Raw genomic sequence first — 12,892 nt, 5'->3', positions numbered from 1 at the left:
TTAGTAAAATGAAGAAATTTATAGATTCTTTTGTCAATGTTTGGAAAATCGAAGAGTTAAAAAATAGAATTTTGTTAACTCTTGGTTTATTATTAGTGTACCGTTTTGGTGCACAAGTTACATTACCAGGTATTGATGCTACTAAATTAGGAAATCTTACAAACCAAACAGACGAAGGTATTGGATGGTTAATTAATGTATTTACAGGAGGCGCGTTTTCACAAGCCTCTGTATTTGCATTAGGTATTATGCCATATATTTCTGCTTCGATTGTGGTTCAGTTAATGGGTATTGCGGTACCATATTTACAGAAATTACAAAAAGATGGAGAAAGTGGTAGAAAAACCATTAACCAAATTACAAGATGGTTAACGATTCTTATAACTTTGGTTCAAGGACCTGGTTATATTTATAACTTATATAGAACGCTTCCTTCAGACGCATTCTTATTAGGAGTTAGCTCATTTTCATTCTTGTTCTCATCTGTACTTATTTTAGTTACAGGTACTATATTTGCTATGTGGTTAGGTGAAAAAATTACTGATAAAGGTATCGGTAATGGTATTTCGCTTTTAATTATGGTGGGTATTATTGCAAGGATGCCTCAATCTTTTATCCAAGAATGGGGTTCTCGTACTATTCAATCAAACGGTGGTATCATGATGATGGTACTTGAGTTGATTCTTTGGTTTGTGGTTATCATTGCATGTGTTTTACTTGTAATGGCAGTAAGAAAAATTCCTGTTCAATATGCTCGTAGAACTGTTTCTGGAGAATTTGAACAAGATGTGATGGGTTCTAGACAATTTATACCATTGAAGTTAAATGCTTCTGGTGTAATGCCTATTATTTTTGCTCAAGCAATTATGTTTATACCAGCTGCAATTTCAGGCCTTGCAAAGGAATCTGATACAGCACAATCATTAGCTAGTATGTTTAATGATCCATTCGGATTAGTTTATAACATAGTATTTGCTTTGTTAATCGTAATTTTTACGTACTTTTACACCGCAATTACTGTTCCGACTAACAAAATGGCTGATGATCTAAAAAGAAGTGGTGGTTTTATTCCTGGAATTCGTCCAGGTGTTGAAACAGGTGATTATTTAGATAAAATTATGTCTTTAATCACTTTTCCAGGGTCTTTATTCTTAGCATTGATCGCAATATTACCTGCTATTGTAGTAAGTTTGTTGAATGTTCAGGGTGCATGGGGATATTTCTACGGAGGTACTTCACTATTGATTATGGTTGGTGTAGCTATTGATACGATTCAACAAATCAATTCATATTTGTTGAATAAGCATTATGATGGATTGATGAAAACAGGTAAAAATAGAAAAGCAGTAGCTTAATATTTATGGCAAAACAATCAGCAATAGAACAAGACGGAACAATTGTAGAAGCATTATCTAATGCAATGTTCCGAGTAGAATTAGAAAACGGACATGTTGTAATTGCTCATATTTCTGGTAAAATGCGTATGCATTACATTAAATTGTTACCAGGAGATAAGGTAAAACTTGAAATGAGCCCTTACGATTTATCAAAAGCAAGAATTACATATAGATACTAAAGCTAGTAAAATGAAAGTAAGAGCATCAGTAAAAAAGAGAAGTGCCGAGTGCATTATAGTACGTAGAAAAGGAAGATTATACGTGATTAACAAAAAGAATCCTAGATTTAAACAAAGACAAGGATAATTATGGCAAGAATTGCAGGGGTAGATATACCTAAACAGAAAAGAGGAGTTATTGCTTTAACCTATATTTTTGGTATTGGCAGTAGTAGAGCTAAAGAAATATTAGCTAAAGCTCAAGTTAGTGAAGATAAAAAAGTTCAAGAATGGAATGATGATGAAATCAGTGCTATTCGTGAAGCTGTTTCTTATTTCAAAATCGAAGGTGAGTTACGTTCAGAAATTCAATTGAACATTAAGCGTTTAATGGATATTGGATGTCAAAGAGGTATTCGTCATAGAGCTGGACTTCCATTGAGAGGTCAAAGAACTAAAAACAACTCTAGAACTAGAAAAGGAAAACGTAAAACTGTTGCTAACAAGAAAAAAGCAACTAAATAATAAGTAATTATGGCTAAAGCAACTGCAAAAAAGCGTAAAGTTATAGTTGAATCAACAGGAGAAGCACACGTAAGTGCAACTTTTAATAACATCATCATCTCTTTAACAAACAAGAAAGGTGAAGTTATTTCTTGGTCTTCTGCTGGTAAAATGGGCTTTAGAGGTTCTAAAAAGAACACTCCATATGCTGCTCAAATGGCGTCTGAAGATTGTGCTAAGGTAGCGTTAGAAGCTGGACTTAAAAAAGTAAAAGTTTACGTTAAAGGTCCAGGAAACGGAAGAGAATCAGCGATTCGTTCAATTCACAACAGTGGAATCGAAGTAACTGAAATCATCGACGTTACTCCAATGCCTCACAATGGATGTAGACCTCCAAAGAGAAGAAGAGTATAATTTATTAGTATAACCAAGGTAGGTATACGATTATCGAAGGATTAATTTAGACCTGAATTCATAATCCCTACCTTAATTTAATTTAGAAATGGCAAGATATACTGGTCCAAAAACAAAAATTGCTCGTAAATTTGGCGAGGCAATCTTCGGAGATGATAAAGCCTTCGAAAAAAGAAATTACCCTCCAGGGCAACATGGTTTAGCTAAAAAGAGAGGTAAAAAATCTGAATATGCTGTTCAGTTAATGGAAAAGCAAAAAGCTAAATATACTTATGGTATTTTAGAAAAACAATTCAGAAATTTATTCGAAAAAGCTTCTGCTGCATCAGGTGTAACTGGTGAGATCTTATTACAATTATGTGAAGCACGTTTAGATAACGTAGTTTACAGAATGGGTATTGCTCCTTCTCGTAGAGCTGCTCGTCAAATTGTATCACACAGACACATTACTGTTAATGGAGAGTTAGTAAACGTTCCTTCTTACCACCTTAAACCAGGTGATAAGGTTGCAGTTCGTGAAAAATCAAAATCTCTTGAAGCTATTGAGCGTTCTTTATCAAATTCATCTCAAGTTTATGAGTGGATTACATGGAATAATGATACTAAAGAAGGTACATTTGTAGCTGTTCCTCAAAGACTTCAAATTCCAGAAAATATTAAAGAGCAACTAATCGTTGAGTTGTATAACAAATAATAATTGACTTTAGTCGAAATATGGCATTATTTAATTTTCAAAAGCCCGATAAAGTTATCATGATCGATTCTACCGATTTTGAAGGTAAGTTTGAATTCAGACCTTTAGAACCTGGTTACGGATTGACAGTTGGTAATGCATTAAGAAGAGTTTTACTTTCTTCTCTTGAAGGATACGCTATCACATCTGTTAGAATAGAAGGAGTTGACCATGAGTTCTCTACTATTTCAGGTGTTGTAGAAGATGTAACAGAAATTATCTTAAACTTAAAACAAGTTCGTTTTAAAAGACAAATTGAAGATATAGATAATGAGTCTGTTTCTATCGCACTTTCTGGAAAAGAGCAAATTACTGCTGGTGATTTTCAAAAATTCATCTCAGGTTTTCAAGTTTTGAATCCTGATTTAGTAATTTGTAATTTAGATAGTAAAACAACTATCAATATGGAATTAACTATCGAAAAAGGTAGAGGATATGTTCCAGCTGAAGAAAACAAAAAAGCAAACGCACCTATTGGTACTATCTTTACAGATTCTATTTACACTCCTGTAAAAAATGTGAAGTATGCAATTGAAAACTATCGTGTTGAACAAAAAACGGACTATGAAAAGTTGGTTTTCGAAATCATTACAGATGGATCAATTCATCCAAAGGATGCTTTAACTGAAGCAGCTAAAACGTTGATTCACCACTTTATGTTGTTTTCTGATGAGAGAATTACACTTGAGGCTGATGAAATTGCTCAAACAGAATCCTATGATGAAGAATCATTACACATGAGACAGTTGTTAAAAACTAAACTTGTGGATATGGATTTATCAGTGAGAGCGTTAAATTGTTTAAAAGCGGCTGAAGTAGATACACTAGGAGACTTAGTTTCTTTCAACAAAAATGACTTAATGAAGTTCCGTAACTTCGGTAAAAAATCTTTAACAGAGCTAGATGAATTAGTAGCTGCTAAAGGTCTTAACTTCGGAATGGATTTAAGTAAATACAAATTAGATAAAGAATAAATTACTTCATATTTTGCTCTCCAAAGCGGATTGCAGCAAGATGAAGGCTAAATAGAAAGTCATGAGACACGGAAAAAAATTCAATCACTTAAGCCGTCAAAAAGGACATAGAACGGCTATGTTGGCTAATATGGCATGTTCATTAATTGAGCACAAGCGTATTAATACAACTGTTGCTAAAGCTAAAGCTTTAAAACAGTTTGTTGAGCCTTTAGTAACAAAGTCAAAAGAAGATACTACTCACAACAGACGTATTGTTTTCTCTTACTTACGTAACAAATATGCTGTTACTGAACTTTTCAGAGATGTTGCTGTAAAAGTAGGTGATCGTCCAGGTGGATACACTCGTATCATTAAGTTAGGTAATCGTTTAGGAGATAACGCTGATATGGCGATGATCGAATTAGTAGATTACAACACACTTTATAACGGTGGTAAAAAAGAAGTTAAGAAAACTACTCGTCGTGGTAGAACTAAAAAAGCGGATGCTGCTACTGAAGCTCCAGCTGCTGAAACTTCTGAAAACACTGAAGCAACTGAATAATCATGATAATATGATTTTTTATATTAAGGATAAACTTTTTAAAGTTTATCCTTTTTTTATATCTATACATTTTAAAGATTTCTTTTGTCAATTTTTTGCTTTAAATTTGCAAACTCAACAACACAACAGTAAATGAAATATTCAAATCGTTCACAAGCCGTTTTACTTCTTAAAGACGGAACAATATTTTATGGTAAATCAATTGGTATTGAGGGAACTACTTTTGGTGAAGTAGCATTCAATACTGGAACAACAGGGTATCAAGAGATTTTTACTGACCCTTCTTACTTTGGCCAAATAATGGTAACTACAAATGCTCATATTGGTAACTATGGAGTAAATGAGGAAGAAGTAGAATCAAATGGTGTTAAAATTTCTGGATTAGTTTGTAAAAACTTTAGTTTCAACTATTCTAGAGATAAAGGAACAGAAAGCTTATTCGATTATTTTCAAAAGCAAAATTTAATCGCAATTTCAGATGTTGATACACGTGCTTTAGTGAGCTATATACGTGATAATGGGGCAATGAATGCTGTTATTTCAACTGATGGTAAATCAATTGAAGAGTTAAAGCAGATGTTAAACGATATTCCTGACATGAATGGATTAGAGTTAGCATCAAAAGTTTCTACTAAAGAACCATATTTCTTTGGAGATGAAAATGCAACATACAAGATCTCAGCTTTAGACTTAGGTATTAAAACCAATATCTTACGCAATTTAGCTAAAAGAGATTGTTATATAAAAGTTTTTCCATATGATGCAACTTATGCTGATTTGAAAAGTTTTAACCCAGATGGTTATTTCTTGTCAAACGGACCTGGTGATCCAGAACCATTGACTTCTGCACAACAAGTAGCACGTGATATTTTAGCGGAAAACCAACCCCTTTTTGGAATTTGTTTAGGTCACCAAGTAATTGGATTAGCTAACGGAATTTCAACTTATAAAATGTTTAACGGTCATAGAGGAATTAATCACCCAGTTAAAAATTTAATTACAGGTAAAGGTGAAATTACGTCTCAAAACCATGGTTTTGCAATTGTAAAAGAGGACTTAGATAATCACCCAGATTTTGAAATGACACACCAACATTTAAATGATGGTACAGTGGCAGGTATGCGTATGAAATCTAAAAATTGTTTCTCAGTGCAATATCACCCAGAAGCAAGTCCAGGACCACACGATTCTTCTTACTTGTTTGATCAATTCATAGAAAATATTAAATCATCAAAATAAAATATAGCTTATAATGAGTATTATTATAAAAGTACATGCTAGACAAATTTTAGATTCTAGAGGTAACCCAACTATTGAGGTAGATGTAATTACTGAAAATGGCGTTTTAGGTAGAGCTGCTGTGCCAAGTGGTGCTTCAACAGGCGAGCACGAAGCAGTAGAACTTCGTGACGGAGGGAAAGCATTTATGGGTAAAGGTGTCTTGAAAGCTGTTGACAATGTAAACGTTAATATTGCTTCTGAAATCGTTGGAATGTCAGTTTTTGAGCAAAATGCTATTGATAAAACGATGATTGAATTAGACGGTACGCCTAATAAATCAAACTTAGGAGCAAATGCTATTCTTGGTGTTTCTTTGGCTGTAGCTAAGGCTGCTGCAAATGAATTAGGAATGCCATTATACCGTTACGTTGGTGGTGTTTCCGCTAATACTTTACCAGTTCCAATGATGAATATCATCAACGGAGGTTCACATTCAGATGCGCCTATTGCATTTCAAGAGTTTATGATTATGCCAGTTAAAGCGCGTAATTTTACACATGCAATGCAAATGGGAACTGAAATTTTCCACAACCTAAAGAAGGTTTTACACGATAGAAATTTAAGTACAGCTGTAGGTGATGAAGGTGGTTTTGCACCAAATTTGGCTGGAGGTACAGAAGATGCTTTAGATTCGATTAAGTTGGCTGTTGAAAATGCAGGTTATACTTTTGGTGATGATATCATGATTGCTTTAGATTGTGCTGCTTCTGAATTTTATGTTGATGGTAAATACGATTATACTAAGTTCGAAGGCGAAACTGGTAAAATCAGAACATCTGAAGAGCAAGCCGCTTATTTAGCAGAATTAGCACAAAAATATCCTATTATTTCTATCGAAGACGGAATGTATGAGGATGACTGGAATGGTTGGAAATTATTAACCGAAAAAATTGGAGATAAAGTACAATTAGTAGGGGATGATTTATTTGTAACGAACGTAGAGCGTTTGTCAAGAGGAATCAACGAAGGTATTGCTAACTCTATTTTAATTAAAGTAAACCAAATCGGAACACTTACCGAAACAATTGCTGCTGTTAACATGGCGCATAATGCAGGTTATACTTCAGTTATGAGTCACCGTTCTGGAGAAACAGAAGACAATACAATTGCAGACTTGGCAGTTGCATTGAATTGTGGACAAATCAAAACGGGTTCTGCATCGCGTTCAGATCGTATGTCAAAATACAATCAATTACTTAGAATAGAAGAAGAATTGGCACAAGTAGCTTATTTTCCTCAAGAGAAAGCGTTCAAAGTAAAATAATTTACCACAGAATATTAAAAAAACACCTGCTTAAAATTAAGTAGGTGTTTTTTTATGCGTTAAATTCTAATTCAAATGCAGCAAATTCTCAAGCACATGAAATTTAATAAAACTAAATATTACATTTGTTTTACAACACTCGCATAATGAGAACTAAATTAACACTTTTTTTATTTTTATTCCTTTCTTTTGTTTTGCAAGCTCAAAATAACGTTGTTTTGGATAGCTTAGAGTTACAATTGAAAAGTGTGAAAAATGATATTGATAAGGCCAAAACACTTAACGCTTTAGCTAATCAATATAAATATTTTGATCCTAAAAAAATGGTGCAATATGCAAATGATGCTTTATTGTTATCAAAACGTATAAAATACCATAATGAAGAGGCCTATGCCTATTTGAATATTGGGGTTTCGAATATTATTACGGGCGATTATAAACTAGCTATGGATAATTTTATTTTGGCCAAAAGTGTCTTTGAAGACATTCAGCTTTCAAATACAAATGCTGAGGAAGTGCAAATGGGATTAGCTAAAACCTATGGAACTATGGGGATTGTTTTTTCAGAACAGAGTAATTATCCCAAAGCGTTACAATACTATTTGAAATCGGTGAAATTGTATGAAAATTTAAAAGAAGAAGAAAATTGTGCTAAAATTTACAACAATATTGGTGTTGTGTATAAAGCGCAAAGTACATATTTTAAAGCATTGGAATATTTCATAAAAGCGCAGAAAATACAAGAACGCTTGAGTGATTCTAACATAGGAATTACTTTTACTAATATTGCGAATATTTATTTTAGTCAAAAAAATAATGAAAAAGCGATTGAATATTATAACTTAGCTAAAGCAAGTCTGGATAAAAATGAAGATTTTAGGGCTTTAGGCGAATGGTATAATAATATGGGGCTTTATTATGAGCAAAGTGGTAATTCAAATAAAGCCATTGAAAGTTGGAAAAGTGCCATAGTTACTTTTGAAAAAGTTGGAGATCGTTTTGGACTTACGGATACCTATATTTATATCGCCCAATTTTATCTTAGAAAAGAGAAACTTCATGATGCTTTACAAGTGGTAAACAAGGCCTTGGTATTGGCGACAGAAGTTGATGTATTGGAACAAAAAGTTTTGGCGGAAAAATTGTTAAGCACAATTTATGAAAAGCAAGGAGATGTTTCTAATGCGTTATTGCATCTAAAACGCTATTCAGTTGCAAAGGATAGTTTAACAAACGAGGAAAATATTCGTAAAGCTGTAGAAGCAGAAATGAATTATGAGTTTGATAAAAAAGAAATCATTCAACGTGAGGAGAATAGTAAAAAGGAATTGCGCTTAAAGCAAGAGTCGGAGAGTTTGAAAATGAAGCTGTTGTATGGAACTTTAATTGCAATTTTACTATTCAGTGTAGGTTTTTTGATTTTTAATCGAATGCAGCTTAAAAAACGTTTTACGTTACAAAAAGAATTAGCAGAATACGAACAAAAGGCATTGCATTTGCAAATGAATCCTCATTTTGTGTTCAATTGTTTGGGGTCGATATCTAGTTTTATTGTGCAAAATGGTACCGATTCGGCTATTAAATATTTGGCTAAGTTTTCAAAGCTAATGCGATTAACGTTAGAGTATTCAAAAGAAACCTTAATACCTATTGATAAAGAAATAGAGAGTATACGAAATTACTTAGAATTGGAACAACTTCGCTTTAATCATAAGTTTAACTTTACGATACACAAGAGTGATGAGATAGAAGATGATGTGGCTTTGCCACCCCTAATAATTCAGCCTTTTGTTGAGAACGCGATAATTCATGGGGTTATTCCGAATAAAGGAATTGGTTCAATACTTTTAGATTTTTCAATAGTAAACGATATGCTGATATGTAAAGTGATAGATGATGGTGTAGGGATTAATCAATCCAAAAAGAATAAAGAAGGTTCAGTTATTGCTCACAAGTCAATGGCACTGGATATTATCCAAAAGCGTTTGGAGATGATTGCTTCTACAACATCAAAAACAGCTACTTTGGAAATTAATGAGCGGGTTGAACGAAATATAAGTCTTGGTACCAACGTAGTTTTAACATTGCCATTACAATATGCGCAATAATGAATTTAAGGTTTGAAATAGATAATAAATGATAAAAGCAATTTTAATTGACGACGATAAAAATTTAAGAGATGGTATGAAAAGCCTATTAGCGCGTTTTGCACCAGCAATTAAAATTGTCGGAGAAGCGGATAGTGTAGCTACAGGAATTCAAGTTATGGATGCATTACAACCTCAAGTTGTTTTTTTGGATATTCAATTAAACGATGGGACGGGGTTTGATATTTTAGATCGTGTAGCACATAAAAACGGCGCTATTAAATCAAACATTGTTTTTATAACGGCGCACGAACAATATGCCATTAAAGCATTTCGATTTAGTGCATTAGATTTTTTACTAAAACCAGTTGATCCGGATGAGCTTCAGAAAGTTATAAAAAAAATAGAATCTGTTTTAGATAAGTCAAACGATTACGCGCATATCGATTTATTGCTAGAAAATATCAGAAAAAAAGTAGATAATTTCAAGAGAATTGCGCTGTCTACTTCGGAAGGTATACATCTTTTTGATATTAGTGATATTATTCGTTGCGAAAGCGCAGATAATTATACAAAGTTTTATATAAAAAATAATAAGCCTTTGTTGATTTCGAAGACATTGAAAGAGTATGAAGAATTATTAACAGAGCATGGATTTGAACGTATTCATCAATCCCATTTGATAAATTTAAATTACTTGAAATCGTATATAAAAAAAGATGGCGGGTACGTGATAATGGCTGATGATAGCCATTTGCCGATTTCACAACGAAAAAAAGAACGATTACAGGAAATATTGAAAAGTTTCTAGCGAATTCTAATTCAAATAGCTAGTTTACTCATTCACTAATGATTATTAAGATAATGATACTATTTTTATATAAATTCTTATGATAATGAAACGAATACTATTCTGCTTGTTTTTATTTGCAACAGCTTTGTTTCAAGCTCAGATAGTTAATATACCAGATGTTAATTTTAAAACTAAATTATTACAAGCCAATTCTAATTTGCAAACGGCTACTGATAGTAATAATAATAATATAAAAATTGATTTAAATAACGATGGTGAAATTCAGGAGAGTGAAGCGTTATTAGTGTATGGTTTAAAAGTGCCTTATTCTAATATTAGTAGCGCAACGGGAATAGAAGCTTTTGAAAATCTAAGAAAGTTAGAAATAGGAAATAATGCGTTAAGCAGTTTAAATGTGTCAAATTTGATAAACTTGAATTATTTGGCATGTAATAATAATCAAATTACTAGTTTAAATTTAAGTAATTTAACCACACTAACTTTTTTAAATGCAAGATCTAATCAATTGATGCAGTTGGATTTGTCAAATTTAGCACTTATGGAATATTTGTATTGTCAAAGTAATAATTTGACAACTTTAAGTTTGAATAGTGCTGCAAATTATAAAAAAATATATTGTGGATACAATGCGATTACTACTCTTGCAGTAAACACTTTTAATCAATTAATTGATTTATATTGTGAATATAATAGTCTTGGCTCTTTAAATGTTACGGGATTATCCAATTTAGAAAATTTAAGTTGTTCAGGAAATCAAATTACAGCTTTAGATTTAAGTACATTGTTTGCATTGAAAAATTTAAAATGTGGTGTCAATCAATTATCAGTTTTAGATTTAAATGGACCAATAGCTCTGTTGTCTTTAGGTTGTCAAAGTAATTTACTTACATCGGTTGATTTAAGTCCTTTAGACTATATACAAGAACTTTTGATTGGGAATAATGGCTTGGCTGCTTTAGATTTTACAGTTTTAACGAGTCCTGAAGAGTTGGTGACTTTGCAATTTTGTGGAGGTGTTCAAACCAGTATGGATGTGAGTGTATTTAATAATCTTCAATCGGTTGTTTTGTTGAATACCAATTTGACAAGCTTTGATATTTCAAATAATATTTATGTAGAAAATGTAAACGCTTTAAATAATCCATATCTCGATTATTTAAATTTAAAAAATGGAGCATTAGGTTATTTAAGTTTGTATTTATGTCAAAACCTTGATTTTGTTTGCGCAGATACGGATAAAATACAAATGGTGCAAAGCGAACTTAATAGTAATGGTTTAACAAGCACGGTTTGTAATGCATATTGTTCATTTACTCCAGGTGGGGTATATAATACCATTACTGGTCATGCGCAATTTGATGCCGATGGAAATGGATGTGATGTGGGTGATAGCATGACGCGTTATGTGGGGATGAAATTGAGTTACAATAATGTTCCTTCGGATTCTAGTTGTTATACCAATACGCAAGGGATTTATAAATATTATACGCAAACTCCAGGAAGTTATCAAATGGTGCCATTATTAGAACATCCCTCATATTTCTTTGTAAACCCTATTGCTTCAAATGTTGTGTTTTCATCAATAAACAGCACAGTCACAACACAAAATTTCTGTTTAGAGGCAAATGGCATAAAAAAAGATTTGGAAGTTGTTGTTGAACCAATAGTTCCCGCACAACCAGGTTTCAATGCGGTTTATAAAGTTGTATATAAGAATAAAGGGAATCAAACCATGAGTCAGCTTGATGGTGTAAGTTTTTCGTATAATCCAGATCTTATGACTCTGGTGTCTTGTAGTGTCCCGTTTTCTTCTCAAACAAATGGATTGCTGAAGTGGAATTTTGCAAATTTGGAGCCTTTTGAAAGTCGAAGTATCATAGTAGAGTTGAATGTTAATTCTGCTGCTGCTGTGAATCCAGTTGCCGTTGATGATATTTTAATATTTAATGTAAACGTATATCCGCAAGCAGGTGATGAAACTGTTGCAGATAATTCTTTTTCTTATAATCAGAAGGTTGTAAGTTCGTATAATCCTAATGATGTATACTGCATTGAAGGTACAATAGCACCACCTTCGTTGATAGGAGATTATTTGCATTATGTTGTAAATTTTGAAAATACGGGAACTGCTACTGTTGAAAACATTGTGGTGCAGTTGCAAGTTAATCCCTTGCAATTTGACATTAATACTTTGCAATTATTAGAAAGTTCTCACGACGCAGTTATTAGGGTAAAAAATAATATCATTGAAATTATTTTGCAATCAATTTATTTGGACACAGGAGGGCATGGAAATATACTACTGAAACTGCAATCACAAGAAACTTTGGATGTTAATGATTCAGTATCCAAAAAGGCAACAATTTATTTTGGTTATGATGCTCCTTTAAGTACGCATGTTGAGAGTACAATTTTTCAAAACCTAGCAAGTGAAATGTTTGTGGGGGATAAAAAAATAACCATTTACCCTAATCCAGTAAGTGATTTTATAAATATTTCAGCTGATGAAACTATAAGTTCATTGGAAATGTATGATGTGCAAGGAAGGTTGGTTATGGTTAAAAAGATTGATGCTGAGAAAGTTAGTTTTGATGTTGAAAGATTCTCGAAAGGAATTTATTTTATACGAGTAGTAACCCCTAAATATAAGTATGTAGAAAAAATCATTATTAATTAGTTTAGTTATTTAACAAAGGCTCGCAATTGAAAATTGCGAGTTTTT

The 12,892-nt window shown here is 32.6% G+C and carries 13 protein-coding genes; all 13 read left to right on the top strand.

Translation table 11 applies throughout. From position 1 onward, the window contains the following. The first annotated feature begins 8 nt into the window (after nucleotides 1-8). The 13 genes from secY (at nucleotide 9) to ACFS5J_RS03440 (ending at nucleotide 12,847) form a co-directional block, all read left to right on the top strand. Nucleotides 9-1,355, top strand: coding sequence for a preprotein translocase subunit SecY (gene secY, locus ACFS5J_RS03500; RefSeq protein ID WP_379810613.1), 1,347 nt, complete (start codon nucleotides 9-11; stop codon nucleotides 1,353-1,355). Nucleotides 1,356-1,360: 5 nt separating this feature from the next. Further along, entirely contained in the window at nucleotides 1,361-1,576 is a 216-nt protein-coding gene (infA, locus tag ACFS5J_RS03495; RefSeq protein WP_014387717.1) for a translation initiation factor IF-1, read from the top strand. A gap of 10 nt (nucleotides 1,577-1,586) precedes the next feature. Then, on the top strand, nucleotides 1,587-1,703 hold the full coding sequence (ykgO, locus tag ACFS5J_RS03490) for a type B 50S ribosomal protein L36 (RefSeq protein ID WP_002987490.1): 117 nt from the start codon (nucleotides 1,587-1,589) through the stop codon (nucleotides 1,701-1,703). A gap of 2 nt (nucleotides 1,704-1,705) precedes the next feature. Then, nucleotides 1,706-2,080, top strand: coding sequence for a 30S ribosomal protein S13 (gene rpsM, locus ACFS5J_RS03485; RefSeq protein WP_379810612.1), 375 nt, complete (start codon nucleotides 1,706-1,708; stop codon nucleotides 2,078-2,080). A gap of 9 nt (nucleotides 2,081-2,089) precedes the next feature. Continuing rightward, nucleotides 2,090-2,473, top strand: a complete 384-nt coding sequence (rpsK, locus tag ACFS5J_RS03480) for a 30S ribosomal protein S11 (protein ID WP_379810611.1) — start codon at nucleotides 2,090-2,092, stop codon at nucleotides 2,471-2,473. Nucleotides 2,474-2,561: 88 nt separating this feature from the next. After that, the gene (gene rpsD / locus ACFS5J_RS03475) at nucleotides 2,562-3,167 is read left to right on the top strand and encodes a 30S ribosomal protein S4 (RefSeq protein ID WP_379810610.1); all 606 of its coding nucleotides are present in this window, start codon (nucleotides 2,562-2,564) and stop codon (nucleotides 3,165-3,167) included. A gap of 20 nt (nucleotides 3,168-3,187) precedes the next feature. Next, a complete protein-coding gene (locus ACFS5J_RS03470) occupies nucleotides 3,188-4,180 on the top strand; it encodes a DNA-directed RNA polymerase subunit alpha (protein ID WP_379810609.1) in 993 nt (330 codons plus the stop codon). A 61-nt stretch (nucleotides 4,181-4,241) separates the two neighbouring features. Next, nucleotides 4,242-4,724 (top strand): 50S ribosomal protein L17, encoded by a 483-nt coding sequence (gene rplQ / locus ACFS5J_RS03465; protein ID WP_379810608.1) that lies wholly within the window; start codon nucleotides 4,242-4,244, stop codon nucleotides 4,722-4,724. A 132-nt stretch (nucleotides 4,725-4,856) separates the two neighbouring features. Beyond that, a complete protein-coding gene (carA, locus tag ACFS5J_RS03460; RefSeq protein ID WP_379810607.1) occupies nucleotides 4,857-5,963 on the top strand; it encodes a glutamine-hydrolyzing carbamoyl-phosphate synthase small subunit in 1,107 nt (368 codons plus the stop codon). 13 nt (nucleotides 5,964-5,976) lie between these two features. Beyond that, nucleotides 5,977-7,269 (top strand): phosphopyruvate hydratase, encoded by a 1,293-nt coding sequence (eno, locus tag ACFS5J_RS03455; RefSeq protein WP_379810605.1) that lies wholly within the window; start codon nucleotides 5,977-5,979, stop codon nucleotides 7,267-7,269. A 146-nt stretch (nucleotides 7,270-7,415) separates the two neighbouring features. Next, nucleotides 7,416-9,377 (top strand): tetratricopeptide repeat-containing sensor histidine kinase, encoded by a 1,962-nt coding sequence (locus ACFS5J_RS03450; RefSeq protein WP_379810604.1) that lies wholly within the window; start codon nucleotides 7,416-7,418, stop codon nucleotides 9,375-9,377. Nucleotides 9,378-9,405: 28 nt separating this feature from the next. Continuing rightward, nucleotides 9,406-10,167 (top strand): LytR/AlgR family response regulator transcription factor, encoded by a 762-nt coding sequence (locus tag ACFS5J_RS03445; protein WP_379810603.1) that lies wholly within the window; start codon nucleotides 9,406-9,408, stop codon nucleotides 10,165-10,167. Between the two features lie 85 nt (nucleotides 10,168-10,252). Then, nucleotides 10,253-12,847: a T9SS type A sorting domain-containing protein gene (locus tag ACFS5J_RS03440; RefSeq protein WP_379810602.1), complete on the top strand. Its 2,595-nt coding sequence runs from the start codon at nucleotides 10,253-10,255 to the stop codon at nucleotides 12,845-12,847. Nucleotides 12,848-12,892 lie beyond the last annotated feature (45 nt).

It is taken from the genome of Flavobacterium chuncheonense (genome assembly GCF_042686145.1).
GTDB lineage: Bacteria > Bacteroidota > Bacteroidia > Flavobacteriales > Flavobacteriaceae > Flavobacterium > Flavobacterium chuncheonense.
The sequence above is the reverse complement of the archived record's forward strand: the minus strand, read 5'-3'. Positions and strand labels throughout refer to the sequence as shown.